The 17,998-nt window shown below is 41.1% G+C and carries 16 protein-coding genes and 2 tRNA genes; 13 read left to right on the top strand and 5 right to left on the bottom strand.

Features of this window, described 5'->3' with window-relative positions; all coding sequences use genetic code 11:
* The first annotated feature begins 141 nt into the window (after positions 1-141).
* Together H9X96_RS15835 and H9X96_RS15840 are read left to right on the top strand one after the other, a co-directional pair.
* Positions 142-1,128 carry a pyruvate dehydrogenase complex E1 component subunit beta gene (locus tag H9X96_RS15835; RefSeq protein WP_187667227.1) on the top strand — a complete coding sequence of 329 codons (987 nt, stop codon included), beginning with the start codon at positions 142-144 and terminating at the stop codon, positions 1,126-1,128.
* 173 nt (positions 1,129-1,301) lie between these two features.
* Positions 1,302-3,614: a Tex family protein gene (locus tag H9X96_RS15840; RefSeq protein ID WP_187667228.1), complete on the top strand. Its 2,313-nt coding sequence runs from the start codon at positions 1,302-1,304 to the stop codon at positions 3,612-3,614.
* Positions 3,615-3,664: 50 nt separating this feature from the next.
* On the opposite strand, the gene H9X96_RS15845 is transcribed toward H9X96_RS15840, so the two are convergent.
* Positions 3,665-4,138, bottom strand: coding sequence for an Lrp/AsnC ligand binding domain-containing protein (locus H9X96_RS15845; RefSeq protein ID WP_062546475.1), 474 nt, complete (start codon positions 4,136-4,138; stop codon positions 3,665-3,667).
* Between the two features lie 155 nt (positions 4,139-4,293).
* On the opposite strand from H9X96_RS15845, the gene H9X96_RS15850 reads away from it, so the two are divergent.
* Together H9X96_RS15850 and H9X96_RS15855 are read left to right on the top strand one after the other, a co-directional pair.
* Positions 4,294-4,404 (top strand) — tRNA-Asp (locus tag H9X96_RS15850).
* A gap of 98 nt (positions 4,405-4,502) precedes the next feature.
* A tRNA-Asp gene (locus H9X96_RS15855) sits at positions 4,503-4,645 on the top strand.
* 128 nt (positions 4,646-4,773) lie between these two features.
* Here the strand turns inward: H9X96_RS15855 and H9X96_RS15860 are convergent.
* Positions 4,774-6,087: an amidohydrolase family protein gene (locus H9X96_RS15860; protein WP_187667229.1), complete on the bottom strand. Its 1,314-nt coding sequence runs from the start codon at positions 6,085-6,087 to the stop codon at positions 4,774-4,776.
* Positions 6,080-8,806: an amidohydrolase family protein gene (locus H9X96_RS15865; protein WP_187667230.1), complete on the bottom strand. Its 2,727-nt coding sequence runs from the start codon at positions 8,804-8,806 to the stop codon at positions 6,080-6,082. The genes H9X96_RS15860 and H9X96_RS15865 overlap by 8 nt, the downstream gene beginning before the upstream one ends.
* 321 nt (positions 8,807-9,127) lie before the next feature.
* Here H9X96_RS15865 and H9X96_RS15870 point away from each other — a divergent pair, with 321 nt between their 5' ends.
* From H9X96_RS15870 to H9X96_RS15905, 8 genes are all read left to right on the top strand, one after another.
* On the top strand, positions 9,128-9,580 hold the full coding sequence (locus H9X96_RS15870; RefSeq protein WP_370576748.1) for a cytochrome B: 453 nt from the start codon (positions 9,128-9,130) through the stop codon (positions 9,578-9,580).
* Between the two features lie 254 nt (positions 9,581-9,834).
* The gene (locus tag H9X96_RS15875; protein ID WP_187667231.1) at positions 9,835-11,238 is read left to right on the top strand and encodes an anthranilate synthase component I family protein; all 1,404 of its coding nucleotides are present in this window, start codon (positions 9,835-9,837) and stop codon (positions 11,236-11,238) included.
* Positions 11,239-11,257: 19 nt separating this feature from the next.
* On the top strand, positions 11,258-11,830 hold the full coding sequence (locus H9X96_RS15880) for an aminodeoxychorismate/anthranilate synthase component II (protein ID WP_187667281.1): 573 nt from the start codon (positions 11,258-11,260) through the stop codon (positions 11,828-11,830).
* Between the two features lie 3 nt (positions 11,831-11,833).
* Positions 11,834-12,625, top strand: a complete 792-nt coding sequence (gene trpC / locus H9X96_RS15885; protein WP_187667232.1) for an indole-3-glycerol phosphate synthase TrpC — start codon at positions 11,834-11,836, stop codon at positions 12,623-12,625.
* 22 nt (positions 12,626-12,647) lie between these two features.
* A complete protein-coding gene (gene hflX / locus H9X96_RS15890) occupies positions 12,648-13,838 on the top strand; it encodes a GTPase HflX (protein WP_187667233.1) in 1,191 nt (396 codons plus the stop codon).
* A gap of 19 nt (positions 13,839-13,857) precedes the next feature.
* Positions 13,858-14,241 (top strand): 30S ribosome-binding factor RbfA, encoded by a 384-nt coding sequence (gene rbfA, locus H9X96_RS15895; RefSeq protein WP_187667234.1) that lies wholly within the window; start codon positions 13,858-13,860, stop codon positions 14,239-14,241.
* Positions 14,242-14,260: 19 nt separating this feature from the next.
* Positions 14,261-14,968 (top strand): peptidoglycan DD-metalloendopeptidase family protein, encoded by a 708-nt coding sequence (locus H9X96_RS15900; protein WP_187667235.1) that lies wholly within the window; start codon positions 14,261-14,263, stop codon positions 14,966-14,968.
* A 17-nt stretch (positions 14,969-14,985) separates the two neighbouring features.
* Positions 14,986-15,636 carry an energy transducer TonB gene (locus tag H9X96_RS15905; protein WP_187667236.1) on the top strand — a complete coding sequence of 217 codons (651 nt, stop codon included), beginning with the start codon at positions 14,986-14,988 and terminating at the stop codon, positions 15,634-15,636.
* Positions 15,637-15,657: 21 nt separating this feature from the next.
* Here H9X96_RS15905 and H9X96_RS15910 read toward each other — a convergent pair whose 3' ends face one another.
* Positions 15,658-16,536, bottom strand: coding sequence for a diacylglycerol kinase family protein (locus tag H9X96_RS15910; RefSeq protein WP_187667237.1), 879 nt, complete (start codon positions 16,534-16,536; stop codon positions 15,658-15,660).
* A gap of 53 nt (positions 16,537-16,589) precedes the next feature.
* On the opposite strand from H9X96_RS15910, the gene H9X96_RS15915 reads away from it, so the two are divergent.
* Positions 16,590-17,570 (top strand): App1 family protein, encoded by a 981-nt coding sequence (locus H9X96_RS15915; RefSeq protein ID WP_187667238.1) that lies wholly within the window; start codon positions 16,590-16,592, stop codon positions 17,568-17,570.
* Positions 17,571-17,598: 28 nt separating this feature from the next.
* Here the strand turns inward: H9X96_RS15915 and H9X96_RS15920 are convergent, their stop codons facing one another.
* The gene (locus H9X96_RS15920) at positions 17,599-17,967 is read right to left on the bottom strand and encodes a YccF domain-containing protein (RefSeq protein WP_187667239.1); all 369 of its coding nucleotides are present in this window, start codon (positions 17,965-17,967) and stop codon (positions 17,599-17,601) included.
* Positions 17,968-17,998: the final 31 nt, after the last annotated feature.

The raw sequence follows: 17,998 nt of genomic DNA on the forward strand, positions 1-17,998 counted from the left end.
CAACAATGGAAACATTATTCATTTCGGTGAGCCCCTCGAAAAACCCAGCAATTAATGCGGAAAACACAGTGTAATTAAAACACTACTTTATAATTAATTTACAATGGTTATATTTGCCATCAGTTAATATTTGAATATACAATGAGAGAAATTCAATTTAGAGAAGCGTTACGTGAAGCCCTAAGTGAAGAAATGCGTAAAAACGAGAACATTTTTTTGATGGGTGAAGAAGTAGCGCAATACAATGGTGCTTATAAAGTAAGTCAGGGTATGTTAGACGAGTTTGGTGACAAACGCGTAATTGATACTCCTATTGCCGAAATGGGCTTTACCGGTATTGGTATTGGCGCAGCAATGAATGGATTAGTTCCGGTCATAGAATTTATGACTTTCAATTTCTCATTGGTTGCTATTGATCAGATTATTAACGGTGCAGCCAAAATGCTTTCAATGAGTGGAGGTCAATTCTCTATTCCGATCGTATTCCGTGGTCCAACCGGAAATGCAGGTCAGCTGGGTGCACAACACTCTCAAAACTTTGAGAACTGGTTTGCAAACTGTCCGGGTTTAAAAGTAGTAGTTCCATCTACTCCTTACGAAGCTAAAGGTTTATTAAAACAAGCTATCCTTGATCCAGATCCAGTGATTTTCATGGAATCCGAAGTAATGTATGGTGATAAAGGTGAAGTTCCTGAAGAAGAATATTACCTGCCTATCGGTAAAGCTAATATTGTTAAAGAAGGAACTGATGTAACAATTGTTACTTTTGGTAAAATGTTAACCCGTGTGGTAAACCCTGCAGTTGAAGAACTGACAAAAGAAGGAATCAATGTGGAAGTAATCGATTTACGTACAGTACGTCCTATTGATTATGCAACGATCATTGAATCTGTTAAGAAAACGAACCGTTTAGTGGTAGTTGAAGAGGCATGGCCATTGGCTTCTATCTCTTCTGAGATTGCGTTTAATGTTCAAAAGAATGCTTTTGACTATTTAGATGCACCAGTATTACGTATCACTTGCGCGGACGTTCCACTTCCTTATGCACCAACACTAATCGCGGCTAGTTTACCTAACGCTGAAAGAGTGATTAAAGCAGTAAAAGAAGTGTTATACGTAGCAAAATAAGTTACAAATTACATCGTTAATATAGGATCCCGTTGGTATTTACCAACGGGATTTTTTTTAACCCATTCTAATCTGGAGTCAACAATTCATTAACACATTATTTATTTTAGGATATCGATTGTTAGCCTTAATTTTGGCGCCAATTGTACGATAGCCTATCAAAAGATCATTAAATGAGTCATCATTCTAAAATAATTGCTACCGAGCTTAGCGTAGCTGAAAAACAGGTGGTTGCAACCATCGAATTGTTAGATGCCGGTGCAACTGTGCCATTTATTTCCCGCTATCGTAAGGAGGTCACCGGAAGTTTGGATGAAGTACAGGTAGCGGCAGTCCGTGATAGATTTCAACAGCTTCGCGAACTGGACAAACGTAGAGAAGCAATTCTTAAAGCCCTGACCGCATTGGATAAATTGAGTCCGGAACTGGAACGTCAGATCAATGAGGCCAGCGAGATCAGCACGATTGAAGACATTTACCTTCCTTATAAACCTAAACGTAAAACGAGAGCTTCTGAAGCTAGAAAGAAGGGGTTGGAGCCATTGGCGCTAATGCTGCTGGAACAAGGTAAAGGAGATCCGGATTCGGAGGCTCAGGCCTTCTTAAACGAGGAGCTAGGCGTGAACTCCAGGGAGGAAGCCCTGGCAGGTGCAAGAGATATCATTGCGGAAATTGTGAATGAGCATGTGGAGGTGAGAACTTCCATGCGTCAGTATTTTCAGCAGAAATCTTCTTTTAAATCTTCTGTAATGAAAGGTAAAGAAGAAGAGGGAATCAAGTATAAAGATTATTTCGACTGGGAAGAGCCGCTTAAAGCAGCACCATCACACCGTGTATTGGCCATGAGAAGGGGAGAAAATGAAGCGATTTTGAAACTGGAAACGATGCCAGAAGAAGAAGGAGCCATCTCTATTATCGAGGGACAATTCATTAAAGACAATTCTGCAGCTTCGAAACAAGTGAAAATGGCCATCCAGGATTCTTACAAACGTCTTTTGGGGCCGGCTATGGAAACTGAAATCCGCTCTTTCTCAAAAGAGAAAGCAGATGCAGAAGCCATCCGCGTATTTGCAGAAAATGCCAGACAATTGTTATTGGCAGCGCCGATGGGGCAAAAGAATGTGCTGGCCATCGACCCTGGATTCCGTACCGGATGTAAGGTGGTTTGTTTAGACCGACAAGGAAAATTATTAGAAAATACAGCGATATACCCACATACCGGACAAGGGAATGTGAAAAATGCAGCAGATAAAATTATAGAACTTTGCAAAAAGCATCAGGTAGAAGCGATTGCCATTGGTAACGGTACTGCGGGTAGGGAAACAGAAGTGTTTATCCGTGGTTTACAGATCCCTGAGGTGGCTGTTGTGATGGTCAATGAAAACGGAGCTTCTATTTATTCCGCTTCAGATGTGGCCCGTGAGGAATTTCCTACACAGGATATCACCGTTCGTGGAGCGGTTTCTATTGGCAGAAGATTGATGGATCCATTAGCAGAATTGGTGAAAATCGATCCTAAATCTATTGGCGTTGGACAATACCAGCACGATGTAGATCAGAGTAAATTACAGCAATCGCTGGATGATACAGTGATGAGTTGTGTGAATGCCGTAGGAGTTGAGTTAAATACAGCTTCAAAACAGGTATTGGCCTATGTTTCAGGTTTAGGCCCGCAACTGGCACAAAATATTGTGACCTATAGAAATGAAAATGGTGCTTTTAAAAATAGAGATAGTCTGAAAAAGGTACCTCGTTTAGGCGATAAAGCTTACGAGCAGGCTGCGGGTTTCTTAAGGATCAGAGATGCAGAGCAGATTTTGGATGCTAGTGGCGTTCACCCGGAGCGTTATGCTTTGGTGAATAAGATGGCGAGAGACTTGAATTGCAGTGTTGCGCAGCTGGTAAAAGATGCGGAATTAAGAAAGCAAATCAAGCTGCAGCAATATGTAACGGAGGAAATCGGTTTGCCGACTTTAAACGACATTATGAATGAATTGGCGAAACCTGGAAGAGACCCAAGGGAACAGTTCGAGGCTTTCAGTTTTACGGATGGTGTGAATGAAATCGCTGACTTAAGAATTGGCATGAAGCTTCCTGGAATCGTGACCAATATTACCAATTTCGGTGCTTTTGTGGATATAGGCGTTCATCAAGATGGATTGGTGCACACCAGTCAGCTGGCCGATCGTTTTGTAGCGAATCCTAATGATGTGGTCAAAGTACATCAAAAGGTAGAGGTGACCGTGGTAGAGGTTGATGCGGCAAGAAAACGCATTTCCTTATCCATGAAATCAGGAGAAGCAAAGCCGAAATTAAAAACAACAGGGAAAGCAGAAGAGCGCGAAAAAACTTTCCATAAGCCAGTTAATAAAAATCCTGCTGGCAATAGGCCAAAGCCTGTTCATAAGTCTGAACAAAAAGGAAAAGCACAGCCGGAAGGCGATTTACAGCTGAAACTGGAAGCTTTGAAAAGCAGGTTTAAATAAGTAAGACAGTCAATTTCTAAAACTGGCTCTTATAAAGAAGACAGATTGAATTACAATTCAATCTGTCTTCTGATACTTTCTTCCAGTGAAATCAGTGTTTCTGTACGTTGAATCCCTTCAACCGCTTGTATTTCCTCATTTAACACATGTCTCAAATGATTCGTATCTCTACAGATGATTTTAGCGAACATACTGTAAGCCCCGGTCGTATAGTGTAGCTCCACCACCTCTTTGATTTTACTCAATTGCGCTACAGCATCTTTATACTGAATTCCTTTTTCCAGGTAGATTCCAAGAAAGGCAGTAATGTCATAACCTGCCTTTTGCGGATCAATCATCAAATGTGAGCCTTTGATAATGCCCATTTCCTGTAATTTCTTCATCCGAACGTGGATAGTTCCTCCAGAAACGATCAGATCTTTAGCGATTTCCGTGTAAGGTTTCGTCGCGTCCTGCATTAACTGTTTTAAAATGTCAATATCCAGGTTATCAATTTCTAAATTTTGGCTTTCTTTTTTAAGCATGATTTTGATATTTGTTAACGATATTCAAATATAATTATTAATATGGTAATAATAAAATAATATGATTAAAATATTTGCAACATAATAGGGTTGTTGTTACATTTGTATCAAGCAAGTAACAAAAAATATCAGTTCTTTAACATTTGCTTATACTCTGTAGGGTGGTGAAACTGGCAGACGCACCTCCTTGTCTCGGTGGTGGAGAATATGGAAAACCCGTAAGGGCTAACTACTCCTTGAAGGTTCGACTCCTTCCCCTACAGCCATGAAGTTTTGAGTGATAAGTTTTTTAATTCTAATATAAGGTGCATTTGGAAATTTACAACTTAACGCTTAAAACTCAGAAGATTGTCCTTTAAAATAATGTTGGGTGGTGAAATTGGCAGACACGCCTCCTTGTCTCGGTGGTGGGGATAAATGGATAAACGTAGTTTATGGGTTGACCACAATTGATTTTGAACTATAGCTAACTACCCCTTGAAGGTTCGACTCCTTCCCCAACAGCCAGTTTTTTTATGAATAATAAGTTAGTTAAAAAAAAGTGACCTTGGATGAGGTCACTTTCTTTTTAACGTCTTTACATTAAAAAAAAGCGGCTGCTTTTTTCAAAACAGCCGCCAGATCTAGCAGAAAGATTATGGCTTCAATTGATACTTTTCACTGAACTTCTTATCCAGTTGTTTATGAAGATTGTCTAGATTGATGTCTCTTCCCTGAATAAAAGCCTGTTCTACATGATTACTTTTCATATCTAAGGCGTCTCCAGAGGAGATAAAAAATGTAGCATCTTTACCCATTTCTAAACTTCCGGTAGTTTTATCTATACCCAATACTTTTGCTGTATTCAAAGTGATGGTTTGCAATGCCTTTTCCGGATCTAGTCCCCATGCAGCAATGGTTCCTGCCATGAAGGGAAGGTTGCGCTGTTGCCAGTAACCATCAATACTCAGGACCACATTTATACCTGCATTGGCCAATACTGCCGCATTTTTATAAGGCATGTTCACGTCATCATCCACAGAATTCGGCAATGCATGCGGTTGTTTTACGACTACTGCCACATTGTTCTGCTTTAAGAAATCTGTAATCAGATAAGCTTCATCTCCACCAACAATGATAGGGGTAATCTGATATTTCTTCGCAAAATTTACCGCTGCAATGATGTCTTTCTGGCCGTCTACATTGATAAATAAATGCTGTGTTCCATTAAATAGGTTTCTCATGGCTGCCAAACGTGCATTGCTGACCGCAGGCTTTGGACCTTCTGCATAAGCTTTGGCTTCTGCAAAAAGCTGATCCAGCTCATTGATCGAATTTTGTGTTCTTTCTTTTAGGACTTCTGCTGCGATCACAGGGCCGCGGAATCCAAAGCCTCCTCTGCCTTTAGGAACGATCGGCCAGGTGATGTGCATGGCATCGTCTTTCTTAATCGCTGCATCTTCCCAATTCCAGGCATCCATCTGTACTACAGAGGAACTTCCTGAAACCATTCCGCCCTGCGGCGTAACCTGTGCCATTAAAATACCATTGCTTCTTAAGGTTGCCGGAACTTTAGAATCGGTGTTATAAGCAATAATAGAGCGGATATGTGGATTGATATTACCGATTTCAGCAAAGTCCAGCGTGGCTTTTACCGACTCGAATTCTGTCAGGCCCAGGTTCGTTACCGGCGCAATGAATCCAGGGTATACATGTTTGCCATTCGCCTGAATCAGGTTTCCTTTGCTCATGTCCAGACGGACTACCGTTGCATCTCCAATGCCAGTGATTTTCCCTTTATCAAAAATCAGGTAGCCATTTTCAATGACGCTGCCGTTGCCCAGGTGTAATTTGGCACCCAGCACATAAGTAAGCTTGCTTTGTGTAGGAGCTGGAGAGATATTCGCCTGTGCGAAACCTGCAACCGTTGCAGCTGCGGTAAGGAATACGGTTAAAATATATTTATTCATGAGCATGTGTCCTTTCTAATTCGTTTAGTTCCATAGCATAATCTTCCACAGTTTCGCAGTGGTACATGCGAGGACTTTCAGCTACTGGACGCTGAGTTTTTCCGCCTTTTCCTTTGCTCTCCTGCATTTTTTTAATGATTCTTGCGCGTTCGTTCTGCTGGTCTTTTCTAACTTGTTCATCACGATCGATGTCCCAATAAGAAATACCATCCACGAAAGTTTTTTCTGCTTTCGCATAAATAGACAATGGATTTGCCGACCAGATGACAACATCTGCATCTTTACCTACTTTAATACTGCCCACTTTATTATCAATATGGAGCATTTTTGCAGGGTTCAAGGTCACAAATTTCAAGGCATCTTCTTCTGGTACGCCGCCATATAATACCGCTTTACCGGCCTCCTGGTTTAACCTGCGCGCCATTTCAGCATCATCAGAGTTGAATGCAGTAGTGATGCCTACATTGTGCATGATTTTTCCATTGTAAGGAATTGCTTCTGCTACTTCTATTTTATAAGCCCACCAGTCGGAGAAAGTGGAAGCATTAATGCCGCGGGCCTTCATTTTGTCGGCCACTTTGTAACCTTCCAGAATATGGGTGAAAGTATTGATTTTAAAACCAAGGCTATCGGCAACATTCATCAGCATATTGATCTCTGACTGCACATAAGAATGACAAGTAATGAAGCGTTTATTGTCTAGAATTTCGACAATCGCATCCAGTTCTAAATCCCTGCGTACGTTGTTTCCTTTCGTGGCTAATGCCGTTTTATATTCTTTTGCGCGCGTAAACTCGTCTACAAAAGATTGTTCTACGCCCATTCTGGTCACAGGGAAACGAGCACCAGTACCGAAATTACTTTGTTTAACGTTTTCACCAAGGGCGAATTTGATAAAGCCATCAGCTCCAGCAAACTTCAATTCTTCAGGCAGTTTACCCCAGCGAAGTTTAATCAGCTGTGCTTGTCCGCCTACCGGATTTGCTGAACCATGAAGGATGTGCGAAGTCGTTACGCCACCTGCCAGCTGACGATAAATGTTCACATCTTCAGAGTTGATGATGTCTGCAATGCGCACTTCTGCAGAAGAAGACTGCGCGCCTTCATTGATGCCTCCTGTTCCGGCAATATGTGAATGTTCATCAATTAAACCCGGTGTAATGTGCTTTCCTGTTGCGTCAATGACTTTCGCATTGCCAGCACTTAGGTTTTTTCCTACTGCTTTAATCTTGCCATTTTCCAATAATACGTCTGCATTTTGAAGGATTCCTTCTTTTTCATTCGTCCATACTGTTGCATTTTTTAACAATACGGTTTCCTGTTTTAATGGGCTGGCGGTACCGAAAGCAGTGAAAGGATAAATAAGCGAACCTGCGTTTAAAACTGGTTTTTCCAGCGCTGTTTTAGCCAAAGTTTTCGATACGGTATCTTTTTCATCCTTTTTATTGGTGATGAATCTTTTTCCTTGTACCCAGTTTTCCAATACAATGTTGCTCTTTTTAAAGAGACTATCGGAAGTGATAATGAAGTTGGCCAGTTTACCTTTTTCCAGCGTTCCTACTTTATCAGCAACACCAATCATTGTTGCGGGGATTTCAGTAACCGATAAAAGTGCTTGTTTTTGAGTCAGGCCATTGTCGATCGCAGTGCGGATGTTGGTCCAGAAATCAGCAGCTTTATCCAGTCCGAAGGTGGTTAAAGAGAATTTAATCCCTGCTTTCTCCAGAATTCCTGGATTTGAAGGGGCCATTTCCCAGCCTTTCATCTGTGCCAAAGTCACATTTCTTGCATCTGAAGGATCTTCTACATCGTAAGCTTTAACAAAGTTAATCGGGATAATCAAACTCGCACCGGTTGCTTTTACAGCGTCAACACGTTGATACTCATCGCCATTTGATTTTATGATGTACTGTTTTCCAAATTCTTTGCCGATTTTATCTGCACGCAGGATATTTTGCCAGCCATCAGCTTCAAAAATTTGTGGGATTTGCTGCTGTTTGTTGAAAGCTTCCAAAGAGAGATTGTATTCTTCTTTTTGTTTGCCATACCATTGAGCGTCATAATAAGTCTGGCGCAATAGGGCAATGGAGCCCATTAATGAGGTTGGATAGTCGTTCTGTGAAGTTCCTTTATTGAAAGAGTAGTTCGCAGCAGCTTCAGGGTTTAATATGGTGCTGTTCTCTCTTTCATCACTCAGGCTGACTACAGAAGAGGTACCGCGAGCAATACCATCTCTGTTGATGACGTTCACACTGCCGAATCCTGCTTTACGCAATTCATCTGCCTTTTTTGTGTCAATTGCAAAGATGGCGTGTACTTGTGTTTCTGGTCTAATGGCTTCATTCCAGCCATAAGCACCTTTTTTAGTGGAGGTAAAGATGGATTGGCGAGTACCTCCGGTTAAGGTTCTGGTACTTTCCGGTACGCCATAGGCAGAAAATGCATCCACCAACGAAGGGTAAATAAATTTTCCTTTTAGGTCGATCACCACGTAGCCTTTTGGTATTGCGGTGCCGATGCCTACAGATTGGATCGTCTGACCCTTAATTAATAGGGTTCCGTTGGGGATGGTCTGGTTTGCATTTACCACGATATTTGCATTGGTAAAAGCATAATTCCCAGGTCTGATGTCATAAGACCCATTTACAGGGTAGGTCTGCTGAGCAAATACCAGGGTACCAGAAAAGACCAACGCAAGCGAGAGTAGAATTTTCTTCATAAAGATTTAGTTTTTAGTACCTAAATCTAACCTAAAAAATTGGGAGGATTTGTTTATAACCTATTTTTTACCAAGAGAGAAATTTTGGTTTTAGAGTTAATGTGTAATATGTTGGCAAGAAATGTGAATTAACGGCTAAAATAAGGATGCGATTGACCACAATTGAGCTGGTCTTTTCCACAATTGTGTAACATTCGTCTACAAATGTGGAGTATTCAAGGAAAAGCAGATCTTGCTAACTATAACGCTATTAGTTTATAATGATTTTAAATATCGATTACTATTTTTCCTTTTTTTAAAAATGTATTTTATTGGTTAAGTTTGAAAGAAAAACTTGTTATGGATTTCTATCATATTTTGAAAAGTGCGCACTCAGGATGGCGTTACCTGGTTTTAATTATGTTGGTGTTGGCAATCGTTCAGGCATTGGCTGGATGGTTAGGCAAAAAACCATATACAGAAGCAAATAGAAAGATAAATGTTTTCACATTGATCTTTGTACATACCCAAATATTATTTGGATTGGGCTTATATTTCTTGAGTCCATTGGTTCAGGCAGGCATTAGATATTGGAAAATGGAGCATATCGGAATGATGATTTTTGCGGCTATTTTAGTGACTGTTGGTAATGCAAGATCGAAACGTATCGACGATGCAGCGAGTAAACACCGTACTATCGCTCTTTATTTTGGCCTTGGACTGATTGTTATCGTTGCCTCTATCATTCAAATGACTCAGGTTGATTCTACAAGGACATTCTGGGGAGCATCATAAAATTTCACAATTTAATTTGGTGTTGTAAGATTTATTTATATTTTTGTTGCACATGATTAACAATATACATACTTGGCAATGGCGCAGTAATTCTGAAAAGAGTTTCGTCGTAGCTTCGTGTACCTTATAGTTTATCAACCTAAACCAAACCACACTTATAAACCCGACGTAACCACACGTCGGGTTTTTTTGTATAAAAATTTTTATGACGGCGATGAAATACAATTGCATACTGATGAAAACTAAGATTTAAGATGAAGAATTATATCATTAACACCACTTACAAGAAGCGCCTTGCGGATACCACTACTCCGGTAAGTATTTACCTGAGGTTAAGGGATGTATATCCGAATACCATTTTATTGGAAAGTTCCGATTACCACAGTCGCGAGAATTCGGTGAGTTACGTGTGTGCCCAGCCAGTGGCCGGGATCGTATTGAAGAATGGCATCTTATCGACCTATTTCCCCGATGGAAAGAAAGTGGAAAAAGAGAACTTTGTGCTCACTGAAGAAATTGATGCTTTTAAGCAGCAATTCGAGCCTGGCGTAGTAAATGATACGCGCTATATCTCTAACGGTTTATTTGGTTATTTCACCTGGAATGCCATTCAGCATTTTGAAGACATTTCTTTCCAGGCAACTTCTCCTGAAGGAGAGGACATCCCGATGATGCAGTACCACATTTACCGGTACATCATTGCCATTGACCACTTTAAGAATGAAGTGACCCTGTTCAAAAATACTTTTAACGGGGATGAAGATGATGACCTGGAGAAAATGGAGTACCTGGTGCAGAATAAAAACTTCCCGGAATATAGTTTCAAAACTACAGGAGAGGAGCATTCTAACTTAACGGACCAGGGCTTTATGGACATCGTCGACAAAATGAAAAAACACATTTTAAGAGGTGATGTTTTTCAAATTGTACCATCAAGAGCGTTTAAACAAGGATTTTTGGGTGATGAGTTTAATGTATACCGTTGCCTGCGCTCTATCAATCCTTCTCCGTATCTTTTCTATTTCGACTATGGAAGCTTCAAGTTATTTGGTTCTTCTCCCGAAGCACAAATCACCATCAAAAATAATGTAGCCAATATCTTCCCGATTGCAGGAACCTTTAAACGTACCGGAAATGACGAAGAAGACGCTGAACTGGCCCGAAAACTGGAGCAGGATCCTAAGGAAAGCGCAGAACATGTGATGTTGGTAGATCTGGCAAGAAATGACCTGAGCAGACATTGCAGTGGTGTAGAGGTGAAGTCATTTAAAGAAGTACAATATTATTCTCATTTGATACACCTGGTTTCTAAAGTTAGCGGGAATCTTCAAAAAGATGTTTCCTCCTTCAAAGTGGTGGCTGATACGTATCCCGCAGGAACATTGAGCGGTGCACCAAAATATCGCGCCATGCAGCTGATTGATGAGTACGAAGGATTAGGACGTAATTTTTATGCGGGTGCCATCGGATATATGGGCTTTAATGACACCTTTAACCATGCCATTATGATCCGTACTTTTATGAGTAAAAACAATGAATTGCACTATAGGGCAGGAGCGGGTATTGTGGCCGATTCTATCCCTGAAAATGAAATGCAGGAAGTAAATAACAAAATTGCAGCTCTTCGAAGAGCTGTAGAAATGGCCGCAGGGATATAACATGACAAACGATAGAGAGATGCAAAAGAAAGTATTGGTAATTGACAATTACGATTCATTCACTTATAATTTAGTCCACCTGGTAAACGAGTTAGGAAGAGAAGTGGAAGTATGGAGAAATGATAAGTTCAAATTGTCTGATGTAGCACAATACGATAAAATTATCCTGTCGCCAGGCCCTGGTATTCCAGAAGAAGCAGGTTTGTTATTGGATGTGATTAAAGAATATGCAGCAATCAAGAGTATATTTGGTGTCTGTTTAGGGCAGCAAGCCATTGCTCAGGCATTTGGCGGTACTTTATTGAATTTAGGTAGGCCAATGCATGGCATTGCCACCCCAATTCAGGTGCTGGATAAAGAAGAAATTCTTTTCAAAAATTGTCCAGAGGTGATCAATGTTGGCCGTTACCATTCTTGGGTAGTCAATGCGGAAGGTTTACCGGACTGTTTAACCATAACTGCCACAGACAAAGACCGGGAGATTATGGCGCTAAGACACAAAGAATATGATGTTAGAGGCGTTCAGTTTCATCCGGAAAGTGTGCTGACAGACTTTGGTAAGGAAATGATGAAAAACTGGTTAGAAGCTTAAAAGATGAATATTTTAGATAAAATTGTCCTTCGCAAGCGCGAAGAAGTGGCGCTGGCCAAAGAACTGGTTTCTATAAAAATGCTAGAGGCTGCATTGCATTTCAACCGCGTACCTTATTCTTTTGAAGAGTTTCTTTTGGATGAAAAGCGTTCAGGAATCATTGCCGAGTTTAAGCGACGTTCGCCTTCAAAAGGCATCATTAATGACAAAGTGACTGTAGAAGAGGTGACTACTGCTTATGCAGCAGCAGGGGCTTCGGCGCTTTCTGTACTGACGGATGTAGATTTCTTTGGCGGCCATACCAATGATTTACTGGCGGCAAGGGCGCTGAACAATATCCCAATTCTTCGAAAAGATTTCATGATCGATGAATATCAGATTCTAGAGGCCAAAGCATTGGGGGCAGATATTATTTTGCTGATTGCTGCGATTCTAACACCAGATGAGATTGAGGACTTAGCTGTGTTTGCTAAAAGCCTTGGATTAAACGTGTTACTCGAGGTTCATAATCTGGATGAGCTGCAAAGAAGCGTGATTCCTGAGTTGGATGCAATTGGCGTGAATAACAGAAATCTAGCTGATTTCTCTGTTAATATTCAGACTTCTTTTGAATTGGTAGACGAGATTCCTGATGACTTTTTGAAAATCTCTGAAAGTGCCATCAGTGATCCGGTGACCATCAATGAATTGCGATCCGCTGGATTTGACGGTTTCCTAATCGGTGAAAACTTTATGAAAACTCAAAATCCAGGAGCATCCATGGCCGACTTTGTCAGTCAGCTGATCTCGGTATAACTTTTGTATCTTTGTATTTTACATGGGAAAGCAAAAATATTTTGATACCGCGCTTAAACCTGAACGTGCTGTTCTTGTTGGCGTAATAAGACAAGGTGAAAAACCGGAAGAAACCAAAGAGTATTTGGATGAACTGGCATTTCTGGTAGATACTGCCGGAGGTGTGGTGACGCATATTTTTACTCAAAAAATGGAGAAGCCTGACCGGAGCACTTTTGTAGGTACAGGAAAATTAGAAGAAATAGCGGCTTATGTGAAGTCGGAAGAAATAGATTTAGTGGTGTTTGATGATGAATTGTCACCTTCACAACTGAGAAATATTGAGCGTGAACTGCAGGTAAAAGTGCTGGACAGGAGTAACCTGATCCTGGATATTTTTGCAGGCAGGGCGCAGACCGCACAGGCGAGAACGCAGGTGGAGCTGGCTCAGTTGCAATACTTATTGCCGCGATTAACCCGTTTATGGACCCACTTGGAGCGCCAAAAAGGGGGAATCGGAATGAGAGGTCCCGGTGAAACTCAGATTGAAAGTGATAGAAGGATGATTTTGGAGAAAATCGCACTTTTAAAAGAACGTCTGAAACTCATCGACAAGCAGAATGAGACACAAAGGAAAAACCGTTCTGAACTGATCCGTGTAGCATTAGTAGGTTATACCAACGTGGGTAAGTCTACTATCATGAACATGCTGTCGAAATCGGAAGTATTCGCGGAAAATAAATTGTTCGCTACTTTAGACACTACCGTGCGTAAAGTGGTAATCGAAAACGTGCCTTTCCTTTTGTCGGATACGGTAGGGTTTATTCGCAAACTACCTCACCATTTGATCGAATGTTTCAAATCGACCCTCGATGAGGTGCGTGAAGCAAACGTTTTGATCCATGTGGTAGACATTTCTCATCCTAATTTTGAAGATCAGATCAATGTGGTCAATGAAACCTTAAAAGACCTGGGTGCAAGAGATAAGCCGACGATCATGCTGTTCAATAAAATTGATGCGTATGTGAGTCCGGAAGTTGATCTGGAAAATGGAGAGAAGTCTACATTGACCATTGAAGAGTTTGAACACAGTTGGATGGCAGCGAACAATGCCCCTGCGATGTTTATCTCAGCCTTGCACAAAGAGAATTTAGAAGAATTTAAACAATTATTGTACGATAAAGTAAAGACTTTACATACAGAGCGCTATCCTTACGATAAGCTGTTATATTAATATTAAGATTGGAATAATTATGGAAAGTAAACGTCAGCAGAAATTTGCCGGAGTCCTGCAAGAGGAATTAGCTAGTATATTTCAACGTGAAGGAGCAGCATATTTACCAAATACCCTGGTTACCATTACTAAAGTCCGTGTTTCTCCGGATTTAGCGGTAGCAAAGGTTTATTTAAGCTTTTTAAACACCAACAATACCACATTATCTGTGGCAGAAATAAATGCTCATTCTAGTGAGATCAGGTATAAATTAGGGGCAAGAATTCGCCACCAGGCAAGAGTTGTTCCTACCTTAACCTTCTTCCTTGACGATACCAATGAGTATGTACAGCACATGGATAAAATTTTTGACAAGATTGCAAAAGAGCCTAGACAGCCAGATACAGAAGAAACAGCGGACTAATTTATAGCGCTAAAATAATATGCAGGAAACAGCAGTCGCAAAGCATCCATTAAATCTGGAAGGGGTAGAGATCGGAAAGGTGGTAGATTTTGATCCCTCAACGGATCAATTGCATCCTTTTAATTTCACCGTTAGCAATACGGAGCTGAGTCCGGAAATATTGGCCGATACGGCAGTTTTTAGCAGTTGGATTACAGGTCATTTGGCGAAGGCCAATGCCCGTTATGGGATTGGTGGATATGATGAACACCGGACGATCTATGCCCGGAGTCATCATTTTGATAGTGATGAAGAGCCTCGCAGATTACATCTTGGTGTTGACATCTGGGGCCCTGCAGGAACAACTGTCTATAACTTTTATGATGCGGAAGTCCACAGCTTTAAATTCAATGACCACTATGGAGATTATGGGGCAACCATTATTCTTAAATACACGATCAATAGCCAGGTGTTTCATGCTTTGTACGGACACCTGAGCTTAGCTTCATTAAGCGGCTTGGTAGTAGGGCAAAAAATAGCTAAAGGTGCTGCATTCGCAGCTTTTGGCGTCCCTGAAGAAAACGGTCAATGGCCTCCTCACCTTCATTTTCAATTGATATTTAACCTGTATACTGCTAAAGGTGATTACCCTGGCGTGTGTCAGTTTTCTCAAAAGGCGGCATTTCTCCTGAACTCTCCAGATCCTTCCGCAATATTAAAACATACTTTTAAAGCTGCATTGATTTAATTTCCGTAAGTTAGGGTATGGGAAAAATTCTTCTCTTATGCTTCCTGCTGTTCGGATTTTCGGTACAGTCGCAACCTAGATTAAAAGGGGGGCTGGACAGATTTGTCATGGAAAAAAAGGTGTATCCGCCATATTCCCTGCGCAATTGTATCCAAGGTCTGGTGACCATTGAATTTAAACTCAATGACCAGGGAGAGCTGACCTATTCCGCAATTCGTTCAGGTATGGGCACAGACCTGGACGATGAAGCACTCCGGCTGATCCGTCTGAGCAGCGGTAAATGGGAGGTTCCTAAAAGCCATGATTCTACCATAGTACTGCTTGCACCCATTAAATTTGAGCTTTCCGGATCTGGCTGCGATGGGAAAACCAAGACAGATATTAACCTGGCAATCGCTAATTATGTATCCAACGCCTCCCTCACGGCAGTGATCCAGAATTTCTATAAAAACAAGGAAACAGTAGGGTATAAACCGGAAGATGAGGCCAGGTTTGCCAGGCTAAAAGAAGAGTTGGGTTACGATGATGATTACTTTCAGGAAAGGATAAAAGATGGGAAGCGCAAGCTGAAACAAAAAGATCCTCAAGGTGCCTGCGAAGATTTTCTATTTGTCAAAAATATGGGTTCCAGGATGGCTGATGACCTCATTGCTCAGTATTGCCATTAGGAAAAAAAAGCTGGCAGCTTATCATGGACTGATGATCGTAATAGCTGCAGGAAGGATAGTGGCTTCCACACGGTTCACTTTTCCGAGGTACTCCCCATCTACTTGAAAATGTACTTTGTGCTTCGTTTTGATACACAGGTCTTTGGTGTGGAAGAGTTCAATCTTTTCCGGATTAAATGGCAGTTCTGTAAACCTGACCTTTAAAATTTCCAGTACCGTATATTTCTTGACTAAAATGACCTCAAAGAAATCATCCGATAAATTGCCTTCAGGGTTGATTTTCACGCCTGTTCCATAGCTGGTGGCATTGGCAATCACCACCATGGCTGCCTGGGTGTTGATCTGTTTTCCTTTGATTTCTATCTCTATCTCCATTTTATGGTGGTTCCAAAGGGCTTGCCAGGCCGCTTTTGCGTAACCGATCATCCCACGACTGGGCAGACTGTCGAATCGCTTGATGATGTAGGCATTAAAGCCGATATCGGCAAGATGAATACAAAGTTCTCCATTTACTTTTATGGCGTGGATTTTCTTTGGCTGACCATTCGCAGCTACTTGTAGTGCGGCCTCAAGGTCCAATGGAATACCCAATTCTTTGGCCATTCCATTAGCAGAACCGGCAGGAATGATACCTATCGGGGTGTTTGTTCCCTGTAAGCATTCGGCAACGAGTTTTAACGTACCGTCGCCGCCTACAGCAATGACACGGTTGGCCTTTGATTGATCAATGGTTTGCTTTATTTTTTCAAGACTGCAGTTTTTAGGGAGCTCAAAAATCTGAATTTCCTGGGGCTGCTCTTTAAAATGAAGGGCTATAGCTTCGGAATAGTTAACTTCCTGGTTTCCGGAACCGGGGTTAACGATAAAAAGTAATTTTGCACTCAAATTAGCTGCTCCCATTGATATTGTTTAATACCACAAACAACTTCCGGCTTACTCTGTTTTAATTAGCAATGAATAAATCCTGCAATGTTAAAGTATATCATGGCTACGGACACACCCATAACCTGGTTATTTATGGCCATGTGTTTACCTTTAAAGCGAAAACAAAACAAGTTTACAGCAACAATATCTTTGTAAATATTGCCCATCTTTTAAAACTGTTTATTGTTAAACCCGCTGCATTTACCAGGGTACAGCTTAATTTTAATGGACAGTTGCTAGAGCAAAAAACTGCTTATGATGGCTTTTTTAAGTTTGAATGGGAAGCTGTTGAGAATGCAACTGCTGGATGGCATGGTGTAAAGGTAAAGGCATTTGCAAAAGATGGAGCTGTGATTGGTGAGGCTTTAGGTAAAGTATATGTGCCACACATTACCCAATATGCGATCATTTCTGATGTGGATGATACCGTGATGGTTTCCCATTCGGCCACCATAGGACGAAGACTGCGGGAGCTGTTTATTAAAAATCCCAGAACGCGCAAAACCTTTCCTGGCATCGCCGAATTCTACCGCCTGCTCGCTTTATCTCATACCACCGCTGATCAGCCCAATCCTTTCTTTTATGTATCCAGTACAGAGTGGAATCTTTATGATTATCTGGTAGAAACGTTTCGTTTTAACCGACTGCCAGAAGGAGCCTTTTTGCTCAATCAGCTGAAACGCTGGACTAGCTTAATTAAAACCGGTAAAACAGGGCATGAAGGTAAACTGATTCGTTTGCGGAGGATTATGGCCGTTTTTCCCAATCAAAAGTTTATCCTTTTTGGTGATAACTCGCAGAAAGACCCCTCTATTTACGCGACAATAGCAGAGAAGTTTCCGCAAAATGTAGCCGCAGTATTCATTAGAAACGTGCGCAAAGAGAAGGAACTGGAAACGTCTGCGATATTACTGAAAATGGAAGCGATAGGGATCCACACTTGCTTGTTTAAAGACAGTCAGGAGGCATTTACGAAAGCGCAGAAAATAGGTTTGATTGAAATTCATTAATTATAGAATCCAGTGCATCAGGTGTTGTTTAACTGATTGATTTTCCGAAAGGTGTAAAGGCCAGGTTCATTAACTTGAAATGTTGTCTGCCAAAAGGAATACCTATAATCGTAATACAAAACAACAGGCCGAAAACCAAATGGGTTAAAGCAATCCAGAAACCGCCAAAAACCAACCATATGATGTTCATGATGGTAGACAAGCAGCCAGTATTGGAAGAAGTATCTGTGATTTTTACCCCAAACGGTGCCAATCCCACAATGGCAAATTTGAAACATTGCAGGCCAAATGGGATACCTATAATCGTCAGGCATAAGATCAGTCCTCCGATGATGTATTCGAAAAATATGAAAATGCCGCCGAAAATAATCCAGATGATATTGCCTATTAAATTCATAACCTTGTTTTCTATTTAAGATACAATAAGG

Origin of the sequence: Pedobacter sp. N36a (assembly GCF_014472395.1) — a bacterium.
In the GTDB taxonomy this organism is placed as follows: Bacteria; Bacteroidota; Bacteroidia; order Sphingobacteriales; family Sphingobacteriaceae; genus Pedobacter.

Bases quoted from the DNA above. Each gene is read 5' to 3' on its own strand.
- H9X96_RS15835 (WP_187667227.1), top strand. From the start codon at position 142: ATGAGAGAAATTCAATTTAGAGAAGCGTTACGTGAAGCCCTAAGTGAA.
- H9X96_RS15840 (WP_187667228.1), top strand. From the start codon at position 1,302: ATGAGTCATCATTCTAAAATAATTGCTACCGAGCTTAGCGTAGCTGAA.
- H9X96_RS15845 (WP_062546475.1), bottom strand. From the start codon at position 4,138: ATGCTTAAAAAAGAAAGCCAAAATTTAGAAATTGATAACCTGGATATT.
- H9X96_RS15860 (WP_187667229.1), bottom strand. From the start codon at position 6,087: ATGAATAAATATATTTTAACCGTATTCCTTACCGCAGCTGCAACGGTT.
- H9X96_RS15865 (WP_187667230.1), bottom strand. From the start codon at position 8,806: ATGAAGAAAATTCTACTCTCGCTTGCGTTGGTCTTTTCTGGTACCCTG.
- H9X96_RS15875 (WP_187667231.1), top strand. From the start codon at position 9,835: ATGAAGAATTATATCATTAACACCACTTACAAGAAGCGCCTTGCGGAT.
- H9X96_RS15880 (WP_187667281.1), top strand. From the start codon at position 11,258: ATGCAAAAGAAAGTATTGGTAATTGACAATTACGATTCATTCACTTAT.
- trpC (WP_187667232.1), top strand. From the start codon at position 11,834: ATGAATATTTTAGATAAAATTGTCCTTCGCAAGCGCGAAGAAGTGGCG.
- hflX (WP_187667233.1), top strand. From the start codon at position 12,648: ATGGGAAAGCAAAAATATTTTGATACCGCGCTTAAACCTGAACGTGCT.
- rbfA (WP_187667234.1), top strand. From the start codon at position 13,858: ATGGAAAGTAAACGTCAGCAGAAATTTGCCGGAGTCCTGCAAGAGGAA.
- H9X96_RS15900 (WP_187667235.1), top strand. From the start codon at position 14,261: ATGCAGGAAACAGCAGTCGCAAAGCATCCATTAAATCTGGAAGGGGTA.
- H9X96_RS15905 (WP_187667236.1), top strand. From the start codon at position 14,986: ATGGGAAAAATTCTTCTCTTATGCTTCCTGCTGTTCGGATTTTCGGTA.
- H9X96_RS15910 (WP_187667237.1), bottom strand. From the start codon at position 16,536: ATGGGAGCAGCTAATTTGAGTGCAAAATTACTTTTTATCGTTAACCCC.
- H9X96_RS15915 (WP_187667238.1), top strand. From the start codon at position 16,590: ATGAATAAATCCTGCAATGTTAAAGTATATCATGGCTACGGACACACC.
- H9X96_RS15920 (WP_187667239.1), bottom strand. From the start codon at position 17,967: ATGAATTTAATAGGCAATATCATCTGGATTATTTTCGGCGGCATTTTC.